The sequence below is a fragment of the Streptomyces sp. NPDC025651 genome, from assembly GCF_055558735.1.
In genome coordinates this window covers 212,178-233,778 of record NZ_JBVHLZ010000002.1, presented here as the reverse complement: position 1 = coordinate 233,778, position 21,601 = coordinate 212,178, and the positions used below count along the sequence as shown (strand labels likewise).

Annotated in this window: 20 protein-coding genes; 13 read left to right on the top strand and 7 right to left on the bottom strand. The window is 70.6% G+C overall.

The features are described from left to right. The first annotated feature begins 2 nt into the window (after positions 1-2). The 8 genes from nadC to ACZ4D5_RS08965 all read left to right on the top strand — a co-directional run bounded on the left by nadC (position 3) and on the right by ACZ4D5_RS08965 (position 4,792). Positions 3-992: a carboxylating nicotinate-nucleotide diphosphorylase gene (gene nadC, locus ACZ4D5_RS09000; RefSeq protein ID WP_467771687.1), complete on the top strand. Its 990-nt coding sequence runs from the start codon at positions 3-5 to the stop codon at positions 990-992. After that, on the top strand, positions 992-1,798 hold the full coding sequence (locus ACZ4D5_RS08995; RefSeq protein WP_055701292.1) for a type III pantothenate kinase: 807 nt from the start codon (positions 992-994) through the stop codon (positions 1,796-1,798). Before nadC ends, ACZ4D5_RS08995 begins: the two co-directional genes overlap by 1 nt. A gap of 105 nt (positions 1,799-1,903) precedes the next feature. Continuing rightward, a complete protein-coding gene (locus ACZ4D5_RS08990; protein ID WP_467771686.1) occupies positions 1,904-2,119 on the top strand; it encodes a hypothetical protein in 216 nt (71 codons plus the stop codon). A gap of 141 nt (positions 2,120-2,260) precedes the next feature. Beyond that, on the top strand, positions 2,261-2,893 hold the full coding sequence (locus ACZ4D5_RS08985) for a hypothetical protein (protein WP_467772254.1): 633 nt from the start codon (positions 2,261-2,263) through the stop codon (positions 2,891-2,893). Positions 2,894-2,906: 13 nt separating this feature from the next. Then, on the top strand, positions 2,907-3,086 hold the full coding sequence (locus ACZ4D5_RS08980; RefSeq protein WP_467771685.1) for a hypothetical protein: 180 nt from the start codon (positions 2,907-2,909) through the stop codon (positions 3,084-3,086). A 203-nt stretch (positions 3,087-3,289) separates the two neighbouring features. Beyond that, positions 3,290-3,676: a BlaI/MecI/CopY family transcriptional regulator gene (locus ACZ4D5_RS08975; protein WP_467772253.1), complete on the top strand. Its 387-nt coding sequence runs from the start codon at positions 3,290-3,292 to the stop codon at positions 3,674-3,676. 9 nt (positions 3,677-3,685) lie between these two features. Continuing rightward, the gene (locus ACZ4D5_RS08970) at positions 3,686-4,228 is read left to right on the top strand and encodes an amino-acid N-acetyltransferase (RefSeq protein WP_362330287.1); all 543 of its coding nucleotides are present in this window, start codon (positions 3,686-3,688) and stop codon (positions 4,226-4,228) included. Positions 4,229-4,453: 225 nt separating this feature from the next. Beyond that, positions 4,454-4,792 carry a histone-like nucleoid-structuring protein Lsr2 gene (locus tag ACZ4D5_RS08965; RefSeq protein ID WP_362330289.1) on the top strand — a complete coding sequence of 113 codons (339 nt, stop codon included), beginning with the start codon at positions 4,454-4,456 and terminating at the stop codon, positions 4,790-4,792. Here the strand turns inward: ACZ4D5_RS08965 and ACZ4D5_RS08960 are convergent. Continuing rightward, complete coding sequence (locus tag ACZ4D5_RS08960; RefSeq protein ID WP_467771684.1) at positions 4,771-5,361, bottom strand: SCO3374 family protein; 591 nt, start codon at positions 5,359-5,361, stop codon at positions 4,771-4,773. The genes ACZ4D5_RS08965 and ACZ4D5_RS08960 overlap by 22 nt on opposite strands. A gap of 440 nt (positions 5,362-5,801) precedes the next feature. Here ACZ4D5_RS08960 and ACZ4D5_RS08955 point away from each other — a divergent pair, with 440 nt between their 5' ends. Continuing rightward, the gene (locus ACZ4D5_RS08955) at positions 5,802-8,324 is read left to right on the top strand and encodes an ATP-dependent Clp protease ATP-binding subunit (RefSeq protein ID WP_467771683.1); all 2,523 of its coding nucleotides are present in this window, start codon (positions 5,802-5,804) and stop codon (positions 8,322-8,324) included. Between the two features lie 86 nt (positions 8,325-8,410). Here the strand turns inward: ACZ4D5_RS08955 and ACZ4D5_RS08950 are convergent, their stop codons facing one another. Both ACZ4D5_RS08950 and ACZ4D5_RS08945 read right to left on the bottom strand, forming a co-directional pair. Beyond that, entirely contained in the window at positions 8,411-10,996 is a 2,586-nt protein-coding gene (locus tag ACZ4D5_RS08950; RefSeq protein WP_467771682.1) for an NACHT domain-containing protein, read from the bottom strand. Between the two features lie 14 nt (positions 10,997-11,010). Continuing rightward, positions 11,011-14,127, bottom strand: coding sequence for an NACHT domain-containing protein (locus ACZ4D5_RS08945; protein ID WP_467771681.1), 3,117 nt, complete (start codon positions 14,125-14,127; stop codon positions 11,011-11,013). 500 nt (positions 14,128-14,627) lie between these two features. Between ACZ4D5_RS08945 and ACZ4D5_RS08940 the strand changes: the two genes are divergently transcribed. Then, positions 14,628-15,317: a M23 family metallopeptidase gene (locus tag ACZ4D5_RS08940; protein WP_467771680.1), complete on the top strand. Its 690-nt coding sequence runs from the start codon at positions 14,628-14,630 to the stop codon at positions 15,315-15,317. A 31-nt stretch (positions 15,318-15,348) separates the two neighbouring features. On the opposite strand, the gene ACZ4D5_RS08935 is transcribed toward ACZ4D5_RS08940, so the two are convergent. Then, complete coding sequence (locus ACZ4D5_RS08935) at positions 15,349-15,936, bottom strand: TetR/AcrR family transcriptional regulator (protein WP_467771679.1); 588 nt, start codon at positions 15,934-15,936, stop codon at positions 15,349-15,351. A gap of 134 nt (positions 15,937-16,070) precedes the next feature. Here ACZ4D5_RS08935 and ACZ4D5_RS08930 point away from each other — a divergent pair, with 134 nt between their 5' ends. The 3 genes from ACZ4D5_RS08930 (at position 16,071) to ACZ4D5_RS08920 (ending at position 18,748) form a co-directional block, all read left to right on the top strand. Further along, the gene (locus ACZ4D5_RS08930) at positions 16,071-17,690 is read left to right on the top strand and encodes an MDR family MFS transporter (protein WP_467771678.1); all 1,620 of its coding nucleotides are present in this window, start codon (positions 16,071-16,073) and stop codon (positions 17,688-17,690) included. 94 nt (positions 17,691-17,784) lie between these two features. Further along, positions 17,785-18,210: a helix-turn-helix transcriptional regulator gene (locus tag ACZ4D5_RS08925; protein WP_467772252.1), complete on the top strand. Its 426-nt coding sequence runs from the start codon at positions 17,785-17,787 to the stop codon at positions 18,208-18,210. A gap of 91 nt (positions 18,211-18,301) precedes the next feature. Further along, complete coding sequence (locus ACZ4D5_RS08920) at positions 18,302-18,748, top strand: VOC family protein (RefSeq protein WP_467771677.1); 447 nt, start codon at positions 18,302-18,304, stop codon at positions 18,746-18,748. Between the two features lie 40 nt (positions 18,749-18,788). Here the strand turns inward: ACZ4D5_RS08920 and cseC are convergent, their stop codons facing one another. The 3 genes from cseC to ACZ4D5_RS08905 form a co-directional block, all read right to left on the bottom strand. Next, positions 18,789-20,156, bottom strand: coding sequence for a two-component system sensor histidine kinase CseC (gene cseC, locus ACZ4D5_RS08915; RefSeq protein WP_467771676.1), 1,368 nt, complete (start codon positions 20,154-20,156; stop codon positions 18,789-18,791). Between the two features lie 72 nt (positions 20,157-20,228). Then, on the bottom strand, positions 20,229-20,942 hold the full coding sequence (gene cseB / locus ACZ4D5_RS08910) for a two-component system response regulator CseB (protein ID WP_467771675.1): 714 nt from the start codon (positions 20,940-20,942) through the stop codon (positions 20,229-20,231). A gap of 55 nt (positions 20,943-20,997) precedes the next feature. After that, the gene (locus tag ACZ4D5_RS08905) at positions 20,998-21,600 is read right to left on the bottom strand and encodes a hypothetical protein (protein WP_467771674.1); all 603 of its coding nucleotides are present in this window, start codon (positions 21,598-21,600) and stop codon (positions 20,998-21,000) included. Between the last annotated feature and the right edge of the window lies 1 nt (position 21,601).

Below are 21,601 nucleotides of genomic sequence, written 5' to 3'. Positions count from 1 at the left end.
CCGTGAGCACCCCCGACGACCTCCCTCTCGCCCCGACCGGCGGCGGCTGCGGCGATGCCTGCGGCTGCGGCGGGGACGACGCGTTCGACCCCATGGAGTGCGGTCTCGACCCCGCGCTCGCGCAGCTCCTGACCGAGGCGGGCCTCGACCCCGTGCAGATCGAGGACATCGCGCACATGGCCATCGAGGAGGACCTGGCCGGCGGTGTGGACGTCACGACGGTCGCCACCATCCCCGAAGACGCCGTCGCCACCGCCGACTTCGCCGCGCGCGAGGCGGGCACCGTGGCGGGCCTGCGCGTCGCCGAGGCGATCGTCTCGGTGGTCTGCGAGGACGAGTTCGAGGTCGAGCGGCACGTCGAGGACGGCGACCGCGTCGAGGCGGGCGACGTCCTGCTGAGCGTCACCACCCGCACCCGCGACCTGCTCACCGCCGAGCGCAGCGCGCTGAACATCCTGTGCCGCCTCTCCGGCATCGCGACCGCCACGCGCGCGTGGGCGGACGTCCTGGACGGCACCAAGGCGAAGGTCCGCGACACCCGCAAGACGACGCCCGGCTACCGCGCCCTGGAGAAGTACGCGGTGCGCATGGGCGGCGGCGTGAACCACCGCATGTCGCTCTCCGACGCGGCCCTGGTCAAGGACAACCACGTGGTGGCCGCGGGCGGCGTCGCGCAGGCCTTCAAGGCCGTGCGCGAGCAGTTCCCCGGCCTGGCCATCGAGGTCGAGGTCGACACGCTCCACCAGCTGCGCGAGGTCGTGGACGCGGGCGCGGACCTGGTCCTCCTGGACAACTTCACGCCGGGCGAGACCGAGGAGGCCGTCGCCGTCGTGGCGGGCCGCGCCTTCCTGGAGTCCTCGGGCCGCCTCACTCTGGAGAACGCCCGCGCGTACGCCGAGACGGGCGTCGACTACCTCGCGGTGGGCGCCCTGACCCACTCCTCCCCGATCCTCGACATCGGCCTCGACCTGCGGGAAGCGGTGCGGGACTGATGCTGCTGACGATCGACGTAGGAAACACCCACACCGTCCTCGGCCTCTTCGACGGCGAGGACATCGTCGAGCACTGGCGCATCTCCACCGACGCCCGCCGCACGGCGGACGAACTCGCCGTGCTCCTCAACGGGTTGATGGGCATGCACCCTCTCCTCGGAGAGGAGCTGGGCGACGGCATCGACGGCATCGCGATCTGCTCGACGGTCCCCTCGGTCCTGCACGAACTGCGCGAGGTCACCCGCCGCTACTACGGCGACGTCCCGGCCGTCCTGGTCGAACCGGGCATCAAGACCGGCGTCCCGATCCTCATGGACAACCCCAAGGAGGTCGGCGCCGACCGCATCATCAACGCGGTCGCGGCCGTCGAGCTCTACGGCGGCCCGGCGATCGTCGTCGACTTCGGTACGGCGACGACGTTCGACGCGGTCTCCGCGCGCGGGGAGTACGCCGGCGGCGTCATCGCCCCCGGCATCGAGATCTCCGTCGAGGCCCTCGGCGTACGCGGCGCCCAGCTCCGCAAGATCGAGCTGGCCCGCCCGCGCAGCGTCATCGGCAAGAACACCGTGGAGGCCATGCAGGCGGGCATCCTGTACGGCTTCGCGGGCCAGGTCGACGGCGTCGTGAACCGCATGGCGCGCGAACTGGCGGGCGCGGGCGGCGACCCGGACGACGTGACGGTGATCGCCACCGGCGGTCTCGCCCCCATGGTGCTCGGCGAGGCCTCGGTCATCGACGAGCACGAACCGTGGCTGACGCTGATCGGTCTCCGGCTCGTCTACGAGCGGAACGTCTCCCGCAGCTGACCTGTATCCGCCGCTGATCCGACGCCGCGCGTGCGCAACCCCCCATATCCTGCAAGAGTCTGTGCAGGGACGGGACTTGAGCGGGTGTCGGGCGGACTGGGGAGCATGAGGCGCAAGGGACGACTTCGGGCTGCGGTGGTGGTGGCGGCGCTGGCGGGCGTGATGTTCGGTCCGGCGACGACGGCCAGGGCGCTCGCGCCCCCCTCCCCGGCGATGGCGGGCGCGGGGGCGGGCGTCCTCCCCTGGCTGGCGGTGGCTGCGGTGGCGGCGCTGGGCATCGGAGCCGTGGCCTACGCGATGGCCCGCCGCCGCGCGGACTGACGGGGCATGGACCAGCCGGGGGCACGGACCAGCCGCCGCGCCACGGACCAGTCGCCGCGCCACGAATTGGCGTTAAGCCGATTTTGTCCGATTGGCGCGTATCGTCAGGCCATGCCCACGCCATACGGATCCCGGGGCGGCATGGCCTTCAGCGCGGAGGAGCTGCGTGTGCTCCGTCGCGCTCTGGCGCTCGCCCTGCACCCCAGCCCCGTCTGTGACGAGGATGTCCAGGACTGTCTCCGGCTCGCCGAATCGGTCGACGAGGCGGTGCGCGAGGGCGCCAGGCTGCGCGCCTTCCTGATGGCCGACCTCGCCCGCTACCGGGCGGCCCTGCCCGGCACCGCATCCGGCTATCTCGCGCTCCTCGAGGACGTGCTCGGCGCCGGCTACCAGCCGGGCCCCGGCGACCTCGCCGCCCTGCGGGCCCTGCGCGGCAACGCCGCCGCTGCCGCCCTCCTCGACCGCTGCCGCGCCCTCGCCGAACGGGCCGTACGCGCCCGCCTCGCGGGCCGTGCCGTCCCGGCGGCGGCCCCAGCTCCTCAGGCGCGCCGCGCGGCCGTCCCCGCCTCGCGCACCCGGCTGCTCGCCCTGCCCGGCGGCCTCGCCGACGCCGAGGGCCCGACCGCCCCCGAGCCCAAGGCGCCGTCCGAACGCCCGGCCGCCCCGGAGCCGTCCCGTCCGGTCCCCACCCCGGCCGAGGTCTTCCCTCCCAAGCGCCGCCCCGCGGAGCCCGCGACGCCGAAGGACCCGCCGCATCAGCTCGTCGCGGGCTAGCTACCCTGGGGGCATGGACTACGTTTCCGCGCTCGTGCCCCCCGTAGTGATGGCCGTGTTCTTCACCGGTCTCATCGTGACGATCGTGAAGACCCAGGGCGGCGCCAACAAGGCCAAGGAGGACGCGGCGGTGGACGCCGCGATCTCCCGCGCCGAAGCCGTCCAGCAGGCCCCGAAGACCGGCAGCGCCTGACCCCTGGGCGCGGCACCCGGCCGAGCCGCCGAGGGTGACCTGTGAAGGTCACCCGCTGTGCCCGGCCATGCACCATGGCGTACGACTCGCATGCCTTTCGAGTCGTACGCCCTTTTTGTTGCAGAAATTAGTGGTACGCCACGTCCCTCACGCATCACGCCAATAGTGACGTCTCCCACTATTGTTCAGCTGTGCCTCGTCCATTGGGAGAACTCGAAGACTCAGTCATGACGCGGGTGTGGAAGTGGAACCGCCCCGTGACCGTTCGAGAAGTCCTGGAAGACCTACAGCAGGAACGGTCCATCGCCTACACGACCGTGATGACCGTTTTGGACAATCTCCATCAGAAGGGCTGGGTGCGTCGCGAAGCGGAGGGGCGCGCCTATCGATATGAGGCGGTCTCCACTCGGGCCGCCTACGCCGCCGCACTGATGAACGAAGCCTGGTCGCGGAGCGACAACCCCGCCGCCGCTCTCGTCGCCTTCTTCGGCATGATGTCGCCGGAACAGCGGGAAGCGCTGAGCGACGCGATGCGTATCGTCCAAGGCCCGGAGAACCCCGGCGCGGCGGAGCGCGAGGCAGAGCGATAGCGTCCGCTCATGGCTCCAGAGGTCCCCGAACTCAGCGAACTCAGCGCAAAAGCGGTCTCGGTCCGCAGGGCGCGAACCTCCGATGTGCCGGCCGTGCGCCGGCTCCTCGACTCCTACGTCCGCGAGCGGATCCTCCTGGACAAAGCGACGGTGACGCTTTACGAGGACATCCAGGAGTTCTGGGTGGCGGAACGCGACGACAACGCCGAGTTGGTCGGCTGCGGCGCTCTGCATGTGATGTGGGAAGACCTCGCGGAAGTGCGCACGCTCGCGGTGAACCCCGAGGTCAAGGGGGCCGGGGTGGGGCATCAGCTGTTGGACAAGTTGCTGCGGACCGCACGGTGGCTCGGTGTCCGCAAGGTTTTCTGTCTCACCTTCGAAGTCCACTTCTTCGCGAAGCACGGCTTCGTGGAGATCGGCGACACTCCGGTCGACGGAGATGTCTACAGCGAGCTCCTTCGTTCCTATGACGAGGGTGTCGCGGAGTTCCTCGGCCTCGAACGAGTGAAACCGAACACCTTGGGCAACAGTCGGATGCTTCTGCATCTGTGATCGCCTCTGTGGTATTCCGGGCCGCCTCCTGCCCCGGTGGCCTATGTCCGAAACGCGCACGTTTCCAGGCTTCTCGGGGTGCCCAGTCTCTCCCAGGGGTTTGTGTTTTTCCAGCAAAAGCGGTTTGCTTTCCGACGTACTGCAGTACTGCATATAACAGGGGCCGTGAATCGGCGGCGTGCGCCGTGTGGTCCGGCCTAGAAGTTATCGATGAAAGGAAATCCGGTGGCACAGAAGGTTCAGGTCCTTCTTGTCGACGACCTCGACGGTGGCGAGGCGGACGAGACCGTGACGTTTGCGCTGGACGGCAAGTCCTACGAGATCGACCTCACCACGGCCAACGCGGACAAGCTCCGTGGCGCCCTTGAGGACTTCGTCAAGGCCGGTCGGCGTACGGGAGGCCGCGGTTCGAGCGGCCGCGGCAAGGCGCGTGCGGCGGCGGCGAGCAGCGGTCAGGACACCGCGGCGATCCGTGCCTGGGCAAAGGAGAACGGTTTCGAGGTCAATGACCGCGGCCGTGTTCCCGCGTCCATTCGTGAGGCCTACGAGAAGGCCAACGGCTGACGGCTGCGACGCCGCAACCGGACCCGGTGGCACTGCGTTGCCGCCGTGTCCACAAGTCGTACGAGATCGGAGCCCACGGCGGGGTCGCTGTGGGGCGCGGTCCCGCCTCCCCCCACACAGGGCAGGGACGGCAGCGCCGGCAGCGTCGGCTCCACCTCGCACCCGGGCTCCGGGGGTCGCAGCCACACGGCCGCCCCCCGAGAGCCGGACCATCCCGGCGGCGTGGGCGCGTCGATCCGCCCGCCCGCACCGACCGCGATCAGGTCGAGGGGGATGTCCCCCCACTCCAGCCAGTCGAGCAGCCCCGGCAGCTCGTCCGCGCTTCCCGCGGTCACCAGGAGCCGCATCGTTTCCCCGCGCAGTGCCACCGGAGCCTTCGGCCCGAGATGGCGCAGCGCCGCGAACCCCGCCTCCGCGGGCAGTTCGAGGACGTCGAAGCGCAGCCCCGTCACCAGGCGCACCGGACCGGGCTCGGGCGCGGTCGCCCAGCCGAGTTCGTTCTCGTACCACTGACGCACCGGGTCGCTCTGCTCGACCGGTGTCCGGGGATGAGGAACCGTGGGGGCCATGTCCGAGCAACAGCCGGAAGGGCGCCGGGGTTACGCAGGGTCGCGATCCGACCGCGTACGGTGTCCGGAAAGGGGGCGTACGGGCGTGTTCGGCGGCGCAAGAGTGTTCGCCCGTAGCGGAGGGAACCGGGGCGCGCCGCATGGAGTGTCAGTCCTTACGGGTAAGACATCCCTAGTGGGGAGGGGCGACACGCGGGCTTTGGCGTCTCACGTTCGCCATCGGCGTAGTGATGGTGGGGGTAACTGCCTGGCCTGCGGGAACATCGTCTCGCACCATCGGGTTGGAGCAGTTGTCGGCGTTCGAGGTCAGGACTTCCCCTGGGAAGGGGGCCGGGTGTCGGCAGTTGGAATGAGCGGTCCCCGCTTGCGGGACTAAGCTGCGGAAGGACAGGGAGGGGACCGACCCCTTACTGCCTGACCGCTCTGAGGAGCGATTAACGATGTTCGAGAGGTTCACCGACCGCGCGCGGCGGGTTGTCGTCCTGGCTCAGGAAGAAGCCCGGATGCTCAACCACAACTACATCGGCACCGAGCACATCCTCCTGGGCTTGATCCATGAGGGCGAGGGTGTCGCCGCTAAGGCCCTGGAGAGCCTCGGGATTTCGCTCGAGGCGGTCCGCCAGCAGGTGGAGGAGATCATCGGGCAGGGGCAGCAGGCCCCGTCCGGCCACATCCCCTTCACCCCCCGTGCCAAGAAGGTCCTGGAGCTGTCGCTCCGCGAGGCCCTTCAGCTGGGCCACAACTACATCGGCACGGAGCACATCCTGCTCGGCCTGATCCGCGAGGGCGAGGGCGTCGCCGCCCAGGTCCTGGTCAAGCTGGGCGCCGATCTCAACCGGGTGCGGCAGCAGGTCATCCAGCTGCTCTCCGGTTACCAGGGCAAGGAGACCGCCACCGCCGGCGGTCCTGCCGAGGGCACGCCCTCCACGTCCCTGGTGCTCGACCAGTTCGGCCGGAACCTCACCCAGGCCGCTCGTGAGTCCAAGCTCGACCCGGTCATCGGGCGCGAGAAGGAGATCGAGCGGGTCATGCAGGTGCTGTCCCGCCGTACGAAGAACAACCCGGTCCTCATCGGTGAGCCCGGCGTCGGCAAGACCGCCGTCGTCGAGGGACTCGCCCAGGCCATCGTCAAGGGCGAGGTGCCCGAGACCCTCAAGGACAAGCACCTCTACACCCTCGACCTCGGTGCCCTGGTGGCCGGCTCGCGCTACCGCGGTGACTTCGAGGAGCGCCTGAAGAAGGTCCTCAAGGAGATCCGCACCCGCGGCGACATCATCCTGTTCATCGACGAGCTCCACACCCTGGTGGGTGCGGGTGCCGCCGAGGGCGCGATCGACGCCGCCAGCATCCTCAAGCCGATGCTGGCCCGCGGTGAGCTGCAGACCATCGGTGCGACCACGCTCGACGAGTACCGCAAGCACCTGGAGAAGGACGCCGCGCTGGAGCGCCGCTTCCAGCCCATCCAGGTCGCGGAGCCGTCGCTGCCGCACACCATCGAGATCCTCAAGGGCCTCCGCGACCGGTACGAGGCGCACCACCGTGTGTCCATCACCGACGAGGCCCTCGTCCAGGCCGCGACCCTGGCCGACCGGTACATCTCGGACCGCTTCCTGCCGGACAAGGCGATCGACCTGATCGACGAGGCCGGTTCCCGGATGCGTATCCGCCGGATGACCGCGCCGCCGGACCTCCGCGAGTTCGACGAGAAGATCGCGGGCGTCCGCCGCGACAAGGAGTCGGCCATCGACTCCCAGGACTTCGAGAAGGCGGCCTCTCTCCGCGACAAGGAGAAGCAGCTGCTCGCCGCGAAGGCCAAGCGGGAGAAGGAGTGGAAGGCCGGCGACATGGACGTCGTCGCCGAGGTCGACGGCGAGCTGATCGCCGAGGTCCTGGCCACGGCGACCGGCATCCCGGTCTTCAAGCTGACCGAGGAGGAGTCGAGCCGCCTGCTGCGCATGGAGGACGAGCTCCACAAGCGCGTCATCGGCCAGAAGGACGCCGTCAAGGCGCTCTCGAAGGCGATCCGGCGTACGCGTGCGGGTCTGAAGGACCCGAAGCGTCCCGGCGGCTCGTTCATCTTCGCCGGTCCGTCCGGTGTCGGTAAGACCGAGCTGTCCAAGGCGCTCGCCGAATTCCTCTTCGGCGACGAGGACGCGCTGATCTCCCTCGACATGTCGGAGTTCAGCGAGAAGCACACGGTCTCGCGTCTCTTCGGCTCCCCGCCCGGATACGTGGGTTACGAAGAGGGCGGCCAGCTGACCGAGAAGGTCCGCCGCAAGCCGTTCTCCGTCGTCCTCTTCGACGAGGTCGAGAAGGCCCACCCGGACATCTTCAACTCGCTCCTGCAGATCCTGGAGGACGGTCGCCTGACCGACTCCCAGGGCCGCGTCGTGGACTTCAAGAACACGGTCATCATCATGACGACCAACCTTGGAACCCGTGACATCTCGAAGGGCTTCAACCTGGGCTTCGCGGCCCAGGGCGACACGAAGTCCAACTACGAGCGGATGAAGAACAAGGTCAGCGACGAGCTGAAGCAGCACTTCCGCCCGGAGTTCCTGAACCGCGTCGACGACGTCGTCGTCTTCCCGCAGCTCAGCCAGGACGACATCCTCCAGATCGTCGACCTGATGATCTCCAAGGTGGACGAGCGCCTGAAGGACCGGGACATGGGCATCGAGCTCTCCCAGTCCTCGAAGGAGCTGCTCGCGAAGAAGGGCTACGACCCGGTGCTGGGCGCGCGTCCGCTGCGGCGCACGATCCAGCGCGAGGTCGAGGACACCCTCTCCGAGAAGATCCTCTTCGGCGAGCTGCGCCCCGGCCACATCGTGGTCGTCGACACGGAGGGCGAGGGCGACAACGCCACGTTCACCTTCCGCGGCGAGGAGAAGGCGGCGCTTCCGGACGTGCCGCCGATCGAGTCGGCCGCCGGCGGTGGCCCGAACCTGAGCAAGGACGCGTGACGCTCCTCGCGAGCTGAACGCCTGAAGGGGCTGCCCCGGACCGTTTCGTACGGTTCCGGGGCAGCCCCTTTTTTTGCGTGCCTCGATCAGCCCCGCCGGGCGCGCTGGGTGATGAGCGTGATCCACTCCGGTACCTGGCCGGCCACGGCGGGCGGCACCTCCGTCGGCACGAAGATGCTCTTGAGGTGCGGGAAGGCGGAGAGCCAGGCCAGGCCCTCGACGGGGTGGGGCGCCTCCAGCCACAGGTGGACGAGCCGCTCGCGCACGATGAACTCCGTGAGGTCCTCGACGCGGTAGGCGCCCTGGATCCGGATGTCCTCCCAGCCGCCGATGGCGCGCAGCGACTGGAGGTCCTCCGTGCCGCGCACGTCGACGGTGTGCTGGCGCGGCAGGTGGGCGAGGATGTCGCGGGCGTACGGATCGCGCTCGAAGTGCTGCCAGGCCTCGGTCAGGGTCGCCTGGACCACGGAGCTGGTGTGCTTGCGGAAGCGGGTCAGGAAGTGCAGCGCGGCCTCCGAGCCGACCTGGGCGGCGGTCCAGGCCACGCGGTCCGCCATCTGGTCGTCGAGGCCCTTGGGGCCCGGCAGCAGCGAGAGCACCAGATCGCCGCCCGCGCGCGCGAGTTCGCTGGCCTCGGGGAGCGAGTCGGGCGGTATCAGCGAGCTCACCCCCTCCTGGACCAGGACGCGCACCGCGGGGTCCACCTCGGCGGCGAACGGCAGCCCGGCGGCCGCGAGGAGCTTGCTGCGCGAGGTGCCCTGGCCGACGAGGCGGCGCAGCATCTGCTCGGCCTCCTTGGGCCGCGCGTGGGCGATGGCGAGCAGGATGACGTCGTCCCACTGGTCCTTGTCGGCGTTGTTCAGCAGCAGGTCGAAGTCGAGCTCCTGCACGGCGAGGCGCGAGCCCAGGTAGTCCTGGAAGGTGCGGTGCAGGAAGTCGACGCGGCCGTCGGCCGGTTCGCGCAGCAGGCCCGAGCGCAGCATCAGCGAGGTGTAGACCTCCTCGGCGCTCGCGGTGAGGTTCACCGAGGGGACGGCCTGCCCGATGATGTGCAGCGCGTCCGAACGGTCCATCTCCAGGCGGCTGTTGCGGATCAGCCACCAGGCGAGTTTCTGCAGGAGCTGCACCTGGATCGCGTACGGGATGCGCACGCCGTCGGGCGGTAACTCCCGTTCCCTGTCCCGCCGTTCCAGAAGCATCGTCAGGGCCGCCTCGTACAGCGACTTCCTGTCCTGCGGCAGGAAGCCCCTGCGGTCGCGGTGCAGGGCGCAGAGCATGCCGCACATCAGCGGGTTGGTGGCGAGGCGGTTCAGCTCCGTGGTGCCGCGCACGGCCTGCAGGAGTGCCGCGCCCGTGGCCTCGTCGGCGCCCGCGGCGCGGTGCCAGCGGCGGACGAACGTGGCCACGCCGTCACGGGACATCTGCGACAGCGTGAGCTCGCTGAACCCGGCCGTGTCCAGCCACTTCTCCGGGATGGCGGACGGGCGCGAGGTCACGAGCCACAGGTTGCCGGGGAAGGTCCGGGTCAGCTCGCGCAGCCAGCGCCGCGCGGACTCGCGCCGGTCGGCGGCTATTTCGTCTATCCCGTCGACGAGCAGGACGCCCCGCCGGGCTCGCAGTACGCGCTCCACCCAGCCGCGCGGCTGTTCGCCGCCGACCGGGCAGCCGACGGCCTTCAGGAAGTCGCCGGGCACCGGGAGTTCGGCCCCCGGGCGGGCGATCCGCCGCATCGGGAGCACGAAGGGGACGCGTCCGATGAGGTGCGTGAGGCCGTGCTCGTAGGTCCGGTCCACCGTCGTCACGGCCAGCCACTGGACGAGGGTGGTCTTGCCGGATCCGGCGACGCCGCGCAGCAGCACCTGGTCGTGCTGGGCGAGGACGCGTTCGGCGGGGATGTGGGTGCCGGAGTGGTTGTCGCCGGGGGCGGGGGCCGTGCCGCGCGGGGCGCCGCGCTCGCGGGTCGCCTCCAGGCTCAAGTAGGCGGTGTCCAGCGGCCATTCGCCGGTGCCGGTGTCCAGGCCGTAGATGGTCAGCGCGCCGTGCCGCTGGGCGATGTGCGCGGCGTACCGGCCCTCGAAGGCGGCGTCCTCGCCCGACTGCGACGGCAGGCGTTCGACGAGTACGTCGATGGCCTGGACGAGCCGCGCGAGCTGCTGGCTCTGGGTGGTCTGCAGGCGGGCGACGTAGGTGGAGCGCTGCGTGAAGAAGTTCAGGATGTGCAGGGACGCCGTGTGCAGCAGCCGTTCGTAGAACAGCTCGGCGTCGCGGCTGAGGGCGAAGGAGGCGATGCTCGCGACGGTGTTGGCGCGGAGTTCGCGGGCGAACTCCTCCGGGCCGAGGGCCACGGCTTCGTAGTCCTCGATGGTGAGGGTGCCGAGGGCGGCCAGGGAGTGCGCGAGGGCGTTGCGCACGGCGACGGCCTCCCCGGCCTCCACGGGGCGCTCGCCGGGCCCTGCGGCCCTCAGCGCACGCCGCACCAGCTCGTCCGCGATCTTCTCGACGTCCTTCGGCGTGACGTTCCGCTTCTCCCGCCCGAACGACACGAGTGCGGAGATCCGCACCGGCTCGGTCACCAGGGCGGCGCCCGGTTGGTCCTTCACGAAGAGCTTCTTCACGAGAGGCGTCACCACGCTGGACGCTATGCGCACTCCTAGGGTTCCGGGGTCGACCATGTGTCGAGGGTAGGTCAACTGAGCCGAGTGTGCGGCGAGTTGGCTGCCGTACCAAAGGTGTCCACTTCGATGTGGGCGGGCAGCGCGTCCAGGCCGGAGGTGATGGGGGCAGGAGGGACGCGCAGGCGGGTGAGGGAAGGGAGGGCCGCCAGCGGGGCTGCGTCGAGCGTCGTCCGGCCGATGGGTAGCTGCACGACGAAGGTCATGAGTCCCGGCAGGAGGCTCGGGATGCGGGCGGTGTTGTATGCCGAGCCCGGCAGCGGCGCCAGTTGCAGCTGTTTGACGCGGGGCAGGGTCAGTCCCTCAGGGGCGCAGGCGAGGCTGGCCGACGACACGGTCAGCGTGTGGAGGCCGGGGAGCCGGGCAAGGGTTTCCCACTGCGTGGCGCCGTTCAGGTGGTCGGAGGTGCCAAGAGCGACCCATTCCAGCCCCGGCCAGGTGGTGATGTGCGAGAAGTCGGCCAGCTGGTCGAGGGATTCGAACAGGCCCAGGGCCTGCAGCGGCGCTTCTGGCGGGATCAGGGAGAGGTCCCAGGGTTCGTCGATGCCGAAGAGGCGCAGCGTCGTCAGTCCGCGCAACGCGGCGAGCGCCTGTGCGGTGAGGCGTGCCGGACTCATCTCCAGCATCAGGAAGGTGGGCGCGCAGGCCGCGATCAGACGCGAGGCGGCCTCGGGGGAGACGTCCTCGCGGATGTCCAGGTGCTTCGGTCGCAGGCCCAGCTCCTCGACCGCCGCCACCTGCTCGTCGTTGCGGAGAATGAAGTGCGTCGTCCCGTCGTCGAGTTGGGCGACGACCTGCTCGGCGTAGGACCGGCACTCGTAGCGGCTCCAGGCCCACATGAGCTGGCCGCGCGCCCCGATGCCGGGGTGCCGCGCGAACCGCGCGAGGAAGGGGATCGCGGCGTCCGACAGGACATGCGTCGCCGCGGTCGCCACATGCCGCGCGTCCTCGTCGTCCAGCCCCTCGGGCCCCGGCAGCAGATCGAGCACCATGGTCCCGACCCGCGCGAGCTCCCGCGCCTCCTCCGCGCTCCGCGGCGGGATCAGCGAAGCCGTGCGCCGCTGTACCTCTTCCCGCACCGCGGGCGCCAGCTCCGCCGCGTGTTCGAGGCAGGCCGCCGCGAGGAGGTGGATCCGGTTGCGGTCCCTGCCCGCCGGGTGCTGGTCCCCGCGGTCGAGCAACTCCTCCAGGATCTCCGCCCGTTCACGCGGTCTGGCCTGCGCGACCGCCATGCGGATGACGTCCTGCCACTGGTCGTCCGCCGCATGCCGGGCGAGCACCCCGAAGTCGCCCTCGTCGACCGCGGCCCGCGCGCCCAGGAAGTCCTGGAAGGTGCGGTGGACGAACTCGACGGTGTCCGGGCCGGGTTCGCGCAGCAGGCCGCTGCGGTGCAGGAAGTGCGTGTACACCGCGCGGGCGTCGCCGAGCGCGGCCAGCTCCGGCACGGCGGGCAGCACGTCCGCGATGATCGACTCGGCGCGTGAACGGTCCATCTCCGTACGGCCGTTGCGGATCAGCCAGTAGGCGAGCCGCTGCAGCAGCTGCAGCTGGGGCTCCTCGCGCAGCTCCGGCAGGGCCATGTGGCGCTCGCGGTCCCTGCGGAGCAGGAGCATGGAGAGCGCCGCCGTGTAGAGGTCCTTGCGGCCCAGCGGCAGGAAGCCGCGCCGGTCCCTGTGCAGGGCGCAGATCAGGCCGCACATCAGGGGGTTGGTGGCGAGCCGGCCCAGGTCGGGCTTGGACCGTACCGCCTCCAGGAGCTGACTCTCGTACGCGAGGAGCTCCGTGTCCTCCTCGGGGGAGCCCGTGGCCGCCGCGGTGTGCCACCGCTCGATGAACGCCGTCACCTCCGCCTTCGTCATCGCGGAGAGCGTGAGCTCGGTGAAGCCCTCCTCGGCAAGCCAGTCCTCGCGCACGGCCGAGGGGCGCGAGGTCACCAGCCAGCGGTTTCCGGGGAAGGCGTCGATGAGGTCGGTGAGCCACGCGCGCGTGCGGGCGCGTTCGGCGTCCGGGATCTCGTCGATGCCGTCGATCAGGAGGAGCCCGCGGCCCGCCGCGAGGACGCGCGACTCCCATCCCGCGGGCTGGGTGCCGGCGAGCGGGGAGCCGACGGCGGCCAGGAAGTCCGCGGGCGCGGGCAGCCGCTCGCCGTGGCGGGTGAGGGTGCGCAGGGGCAGCACGTAGGGCACGCGGTCGCGCAGGTACGCCATGCGCCCGTCGTCGGCCGGGTCCCGGCGGGCCGCGCTCACCGCGAGCCACTGCACGAGCGTCGTCTTGCCGGAGCCCGCCTCGCCGCGGAGCAGGACCCGGTCGTGGGTGGCGAGGGCCTGGTCGGCGCGGAGCGGGGGAGCGTGCCCGACCAGCTCCACCTCCTCGGTGCCGTCCGGGGTGCGGATCGTCGCCACCCGCTCGGGGACCGACGCCTCCAGCGACATGTACGCGGCGTCGAGCGGCCACTTGCCCGGCGAGCTGGCCAGATCGATGCCGAAGATCGTCAGCTTGCCGTGCTTCCTCGCCGCGTACGCGAGGTAGTGCCGCTCGAAGGCGAGGTCCTCGGCGCCGGCGACCGGGTGCCGGGCGATCAGCGCGTCGACCTTCGCGATGAGCTCGTCCTGCCCGCGGCTCTGCGCGACCAGTGTCGCCGCCACGAACGTGGAGCGCTGCGTGAAGAACTGCAGGATGTGCAGGCACGCCCACGCGGTGACGGAGTCGAGATAGAGGGCGGCGTCCGTGGAGAGCGCGGACGCGGCGGTACGCCCCTGCGGCCGCGCCCGGTGGAGGAGCTCGCGGGCCAGCCTCTGGTGCCCGAGGCGGACCGCCTGGACGTCGTCCATGTCGAGCTCGCCGAGCGCGAGGAGTACGCGGGCCAGGGCGTCCGTGACCGCCTGGCTCTCGTCGGCGGGGAAGGGAGGCTCCCCGGGCGAGTCCAGCGAGGCCTCCACCAGCCGCCGTGCGAGCCGCCGCACGTCCTTCTCGGTCAGGCTCCGCTTCTCCCCCCTGAACGACACCAGCGAAGCCAGCCGCACGGGCTTCTCCACGAGCCCCGCGCCCGGGCCCTCCCGCACGAACAGCTTCTTGATCAGGGGGGCTACGGCGCTCGATGCCAGGCGGGTGCCTATGACCGCGGGATCCATGGGCGTGAGCGTAGCGGGGGTCACATTCGGAATGGGGTGGATCTTGGGGGCCGGTGACATGACGCACAGGCGTTTTGTCCGGTACTAGGCGGAATAGTGGAAGCCGCAAGATCGATACACGGGACCTTCGGCCCGCAACCTCCGGGACCTTGGTCGCGTCCGGCGGCGAGGCGCGGCGGCCGGGCCGGGCGGGGCGTCGAAGGGGCGCCCGACGTGGGGCCAAACCTCCGCGGCGGGAGAAATTCCGTTACCGGGCCGAGGGGTAATTGTCCGGATTTGATGGTGTCAAGGCGGCGAAATCACGGTCCGCGGTTACGGCTTCGGGTAGTAGACGGGCGTTTTGGGCGCGGGCCGCGGTGGGGGTTACCAAGGGATGGCCGACCCGGCGACCGCGTGACCTCACGTGAGCCAGCCGGGTCCCTTCATGCCCCCTCAAGTCGGCGCGGCACCGTCGCGGCAGCCGTCTCGCAGCAGTCGTCTCACCCCGGAGGACAGCCCCCATGTCGAAGCGCACCAAGTCCCACCATCCCCGCCCGTCGACGTTCCGCGCCCGGACGGCCGTCGTCGCCGCCGGCATCGGAGCGTCGGCGGTTCTCGGGGCCGGGGTCTCGGTCGCTGCGGACGACGCCAAGAGCGCCGCGCTGCCCGGTGTCGCCGCCGTGAACTCCGTCCAGGAGCAGGTCGCCGCCCAGGCGAAGGCCGCCGAGAAGGCGAAGCAGGCCGAGGCGAAGAAGGCCGCCGACGCCCGGCGTGCCGCCGCCGCGAAGGCCGCGTCCTGGGTCGACCCGGTCAACAACTACACGCTCTCCGCGAGCTTCGGCCTCGGCGGCAGCATGTGGTCCCACAAGCACTCCGGCCAGGACTTCGCCGTGCCGATCGGTACCCAGGTCGAGGCCGTGCACTCCGGCACCGTCGTCAAGGCCGGCCCCAACGGCGCCGGTGACGGCCCCGCGTACGGCAACGCCGTGGTGATCAAGCACTCCGACGGCACGTTCTCGCAGTACGCGCACCTCTCCCAGGTCGACGTCCGGGTGGGCCAGAACGTCACCACGGGCCAGCGCGTCGCCCTCTCGGGCAACACCGGCAACTCCAGCGGCCCGCACCTGCACTTCGAGATCCGCACGACCCCGAACTACGGCTCGGCCGTCGACCCGGTCGCCTTCCTCCGCTCGGAGGGCGTGCGCGTCTGACCTCTGTGCCGTCGGGTCGCCCGAGGGGTTCTCAGGACTCCTCGTGGGCCCGGGTCACCAGCTCCATGGCGACCTCGAGAGTGGCTTCCTGCTTCTCTTCGAGGTCGCCTTCGGCGTCCCGCAGGGCGATTGCTCCGCCGTGAATCGTGGTCAGCGCGCTGAAGCAGCGCACCTGGGCGGTGAGCGGAGAATCCGGGTCGCGCAGCACGTTGACCATGCCGATCACGCGTTGCTTGAATGACTCGCCGATGCTCAGGTCGCGGATGGTGGCCTGGTTCTCGTGCATGAAGCGGAAGAGCGGCGTGGCCTCGGTGAAGATCACGTTGTAGCGGCGCAGCACCTCCTGCTTGGTCTCCAGGGAGCGCGGCTGTTCCTTGGCCCAGGCGATGAGCTCGTCGATGGGGGCCGTCAGGTTCTCGAAGAGGCTGACGAGGATGTCCTCCTTGGTCTTGAAGTGGTAGTAAAGCGCCGCCTTCGTGACCTCCAGGCGCTCGGAGATCTCGCGCAGCGACGTCTTCTCGTACCCCTGCTCGGCGAAGAGTTCGAGGGCGACGTCCTGGATGCGCTGGCGGGTGTTCCCGCGGCGCTGCTGCTTGCCCGTGCTCGTTCCCGTGCCCATCGGGTGCTCCTCGGCTCCGCTTAACTTACTTGACGCCCGGCTAGTTAGGGGTCTACCTTCCCCCAGTGTAGTCAACTAGCCGGGCGGCAAGTAAGGGCGCTCGGCGGGTCACGGAAGTGCGGGGAGTGGGGAACATGTCCGAAAGGTCCATGGTGAAAGCCGGGCCGCAGACGGCGCAGGATCCGGTGGGGGCCGGGTCGGGAAGCGGCGCCGGGGCGCAGGCCGGGCCCGCGAAGGCCGGGCCGCAGCCGCGCAGCGTCCGCGTCGTGCTGATGGCGCTGATGATCGCGATGCTGCTCGCGATGCTCGACAACATGATCGTGAGCCCCGCGATGCCGACGATCGTCGGCGACCTCGGCGGCATGGAGCACCTGTCCTGGGTCGTCACCTCGTACACCCTGGCGACCGCGGCCTCCACCCCCATCTGGGGCAAGCTCGGCGACATGTACGGGCGCAAGGGCGCCTTCCTCGCCTCCATCGTGATCTTCCTGGCCGGCTCCGTGCTGAGCGGCATGGCGCAGGACATGGCGCAGCTCATCGGCTTCCGCGCGATCCAGGGGCTCGGCGCGGGCGGTCTGATGGTCGGCGTCATGGCGATCATCGGCGACCTGGTGCCGCCGCGTGACCGCGGCAAGTACATGGGCATGATGACCGGCGTCATGGCGGTCGCCATGATCGGCGGCCCGCTGGTCGGCGGCACCATCACCGACCACCTCGGCTGGCGCTGGGCCTTCTACATCAACCTGCCGCTCGGCGTCGTCGCCCTCGCCATGGTGACCGCCGTCCTGCACCTGCCCAAGAAGAAGGCGCAGGGGCGCATCGACTACCTCGGCGCGGCCCTGCTCACCGCGGGCATCAGCGCGCTCGTGCTCGTCACCACCTGGGGCGGCACGGAGTACGCCTGGGGCTCGGCCGTGATCATGGAGCTCGTCGCGATCGGCGTCGTCGCGCTCATCGGCTTCGTCCTCGTACAGAAGAAGGCCGCCGAGCCGATCATGCCGCTGCACATCTTCCGCAGCCTCAACTTCTCGCTGATGGCCGTCATCGGCTTCATCACCGGCTTCGTGATGTTCGGCGCGATGCTCTTCCTGCCGCTCTACCAGCAGTCGGTGCAGGGCGCCTCGGCGACCAACTCCGGTCTGCTGCTCCTGCCGATGCTGCTCTCGATGATGGCCGTCTCGATGGTCGCGGGCCGGATCACCACGAGCACCGGCAAGTACAAGATCTTCCCGATCGTCGGCACCGTCCTGATGGTCGCCGGCTTCCTGCTCCTGTCGACCATGGACACCGGCACCACGCGCTTCGTCTCGGGCCTCTACATGGCCGTGCTCGGCGCGGGCATGGGCTTCCTGATGCAGGTCACCATGCTCGTCGCGCAGAACAGCGTCGAGATGAAGGACATGGGCGTCGCCTCGTCCTCAGCCACGCTCTTCCGTACGCTCGGCTCCTCGTTCGGCGTCGCGATCATGGGCGCGCTCTTCAACCACCGCGTCCAGGACGTGATGGCCGAGCGCGCGGGGGCCCTGGGCGACAAGGTCACCGAGAAGTCGGCGCAGCTGGACGCGGCGAGCCTCGCGAAGCTGCCGGACGCCGTCCGCGACGCCTACCAGCACGCGGTGTCCTCCGGCACGCACTCGGCCTTCCTGCTCGGTGCCGTCATCGGCGTCGCGGCGCTGCTCGCCTCCTTCTTCGTGAAGGAGACCCCGCTGCGCGGCTCGGGTCCCGCGGACAAGAGCCCGGTGGCCGCCGAGTAACCGCCTGTCGCCCCGCACGACCCACGGCCCCCGGTGCCCCGCGCACCGGGGGCCGTTGTCAGTGCCGCGTGCCAGCATCGGAGAGGTGGAGAGACTGCGGCAGCTGCGCCGCGCCAAGGACGCCATGGACCGCGACTGGGCCGACCCGCACCTCGACCTGGACGCCGTGGCGACCCATGCGGGGTACTCCCGCTATCACTTCCTGCGCGCCTTCAAGGAGGTGTACGGGGAGACGCCGGGGCAGTATCTGTCGCGCCGTCGCATCGAGCGGGCCGAGGACATGCTGCGCTCGGCCGACCTGTCGGTCACGGAGATCTGCATGCTCGTGGGCTTCAGCAGCGTCGGCACCTTCTCGTCCACGTTCAAGCGCCGGACGGGCCTGACCCCCAGCGATTACCGCACCCGGCACGTGGGCCGCGGCGCCGCCCTCATCCCCGGGTGCTACGCGATGTTGTGGGCCGGCGGCTTCCCCGCGCGCGGGGCCCCGGACGAGGCCCGCAATTCTGAAGAAGCGGGATGAGGACGGCCCTGCCTACGGTGGCCTGGCAGGGCGGAACACCACCGCAGGCAGCCCCCCCCCACCCCTCCCCACGCCGCACTTGGAGCACGACATGATCAAGGGACTCGCCATCTCCACCGTCTGGGTCCTGGACCAGGACCGGGCCAAGGAGTTCTACACGGAGAAGCTGGGCCTGGAGGTCCGCACCGACATGACGATGGGCGACGGCGGCATGCGCTGGCTCACGGTCGGCGCCAAGGACCAGCCCGACGTCGAGCTCACCCTGATGGTGCCGGGCTCGTCCGCCATGGACCCCGAGTCGGCCGAGGCCATGAGGAAGCTGGTCGCCAAGGGCATCCTCGGCGCGGGCGTCCTGGTCACCGACGACATCCACGGGGACTACGAGAAGCTGAAGGCACGCGGCGTCGAGTTCCTCCAGGAGCCGCAGGAGCGGCCCTACGGCACCGAGGCGCTGTTCCGCGACGACTCGGGCAACTGGTTCTCGTTCACGCAGCGCCGCGAGTCGGGCCTCGACCTGGACAAGGACTGGGCCTGCTGAGGCCCGGCCGCCCTCGCGGTCGTCCGCGCGCCCGCCACCCTCAGAAGTTGTCCGGCAGCTGCAGCACCGGATAGCTCCCGGTGTTCGTCGGCGCGTGCTCCGGCAGCCACAGCACGGCGACCGCGCCCTCGGCCGGCTCGTCGGGCGCCGCCCCCGCCGGGCGTACGTTGCGGAAGGTGAGCCGTGCCCCGAGCACCCGCGCCTGGCCCGCGGCGATCGTCAGACCGAGGCCGTGGCCGTGCCCGGCCCGGTCGGTGCTGCCGGTGCGGAAGCGGCTCGGCCCCTCTTCCAGGAGCGCCTCGGGGAAGCCGGGCCCGTGGTCGCGCACCCGGACCACCCGGCCCTCGACGCTGACCTCGATGGGCGGCTTGCCGTGCTTGGTGGCGTTGGCGACGAGATTGCCGAGGATGCGCTCCAGGCGGCGCGGGTCGGTGGTGACCTCCGACTCGTGCACCACCGTCACCGTCACGTCCGTGGTCAGGGCGGCCATGCGCCGGCTCACGAACTCGCCGAGCGTGATGTCCTGCAGCTCGGCCCGCTCGGCCGCCGAGTCCAGGCGCGCCACTTCGAGCACGTCCTCGACGAGCGTGCGCATCGCCTGCGCGCGGTCCTTGACCAGCTCGCTCGGGCGCCCCGGCGGCAGCAGCTCGGCCGCCGTGAGCAGCCCGGTCACCGGCGTCCGCAGCTCGTGCGCGATGTCGGCGGTCACCCGGCGCTCGGCCTCCAGGCGCTGCTTGAGGGTGTCGGCCATGGCGTCCACGGCGCTCGCCACGTCGTCGGTCTCGTCCTTGACGACACCGCCGATCGCTTCGCGGACGCTCACGTCCGTCTGGCCCTGGGCGACCTCGCTCGCCGCCGTCGCAGCCTTGCGCAGGCGCCGCGACAGCTGCCCGCCGATCAGCACGCCCAGCGCGCAGCCGCCGAAGACGACCGCGATCGAGCCGATGACCAGGGCCTGGTCGAGGTCCTTCATGACGGTGGCGCTGCGGTCGGTGAAGCGGGAGTGCAGCGACAGGACGTGTCCGTCGGCGAGCGGCACGGCCGCCCAGATGTCCGGTACCCCGTCGGGCTTCTCCTGGACGAAGGTGGCGCGGCGGCCCTTGAGGACTTTCTGCCGCAGCTCCTCGGGCAGCTCCGGGTCGTCGACCTTCGTGCCGAACTGCAGGGTCTGCCGCTGGGAGGCGGAGGAGTAGAGCCGCAGGGCGAACTGGATGCGCTCGTCCTGCACGTCGCGCGCGTTGTCGAGCATCGAGACCCGCGCGGCGTTGTGCACGACCAGGCTCAGGGCCACCGCGACCAGCGCGCCGACCAGTGCGATGGCCGCGGCGATCTTCCAGCGGATCCCGGTGCGCAGGCCGGACCGGAACAGGGTGCGGACGCGCTCGACCGCACTGTGCCCCCCGTTCATATGAGCCGTCCCCCGCATCCGCTTCCCCTGGATCGCCGCAGCCGCGGCCCGTCGTTCCTCACGTGTGTCCCGTCACGCCTTGAGCTTGTAGCCGAAGCCGCGGACCGTCTCGATGCGGTCCTGGCCCACCTTGGTACGCAGCCGCTGCACGTGGACGTCGACGACGCGGGTGTCACCGCCCCAGCCGTAGTCCCACACGCGCTCCAGGAGCTTGTCGCGGGAGAGGACCGTGCCGGGCGCGGACGAGAACTCCAGGAGCAGGCGCATCTCGGTGGGCGTCAGCGCCACCGGGGCGCCGTCCCTGCGCACCTCCATGCCGACCGTGTCGATCTCCAGGTCGCCGAAGTTCAGCACGCCGCCGTCCGCCGCGGAGCTCTCCTCCGCGCCGGAGGCCGCCGAGCCGTGCCCGCCCGCGTGCCCGAAGCGGCGCAGGACCGCGCGGATGCGGGCGACCAGGACGGCGCCGTCGAACGGCTTGGTCACGTAGTCGTCGGCGCCGGCCTCCAGACCGAGCACGACGTCGATGGAGTCGGCGCGCGCCGACAGCATGATCACCGGAACCGTGGATTCCTCGCGGATGCGGCGGCACAGCGAGACACCGTCCATGCCGGGCACCATCACGTCGAGCAGCGCGATGTCCGGCTGGTTCGTGCGGAACGCCTCAAGGCCCGCGAGGCCGTCGGGCATGGCGGTCACCGCGAAGCCGTCGCGTTCAAGGGCGAGCTGGGTGGCCTCGCGGATGACGTCGTCGTCCTCGACGAACAGGACGTGGGTCTGCTCTGCCATCGGGTGCTCTCAGTCCTTCTCGGTGCGTGCGTCTGCGTCGTGTGCTGCGGGGCCGTCAGTCCGCCGACGGCGCGGTCGGCTCTCCGCCCACCGAGTTGCTGAAGTCGCTGCGGGTGCGCTGCGTCTCGGTGAAGCGGTTGGCCGACCAGTGGTACGTGATCACTTCCTCGCCTGAGGGGTAGGCCACCGAGTCGCCCTTCTCGTACATCTGCTTCGTCACGACCAGGTCGCCCCGGTCGATCTCCGCGTAGACGGAAGCGGGCTCCTCGGCACTGAAGACATTCTCGTACTTATCGCCCTCGGCGCGATACACGTAGCTGCCGATGCCCACGGCGTCGGCGCAGGTCTGGACGTTCACCACGACGTCGGCGGCCTGGCCGCCGGTGAGGTTCCCGTACGTCACGTCGACCGGGTAGGAGTTCCCGGTGCACGGCTTCAGGTCCCGCTTGATGTCCGGGCTGACCTTCGGGTCGTTCTTGACGAGCCGCACCGCGTCGATCTTCTTCGTCGGCAGCGGGGCCGAAGGCGACGTCGACGGCGACGCGGACACCACGGGCTCGCTGCGGGCCGGGCCCTCGTCGCGCGCGCCGGAACCGCCCGTCGAGCAGGCGGAGAGCAAAAGGCCGAGGGCGGCGACCGCGGCCACCGCCGCGCTCACC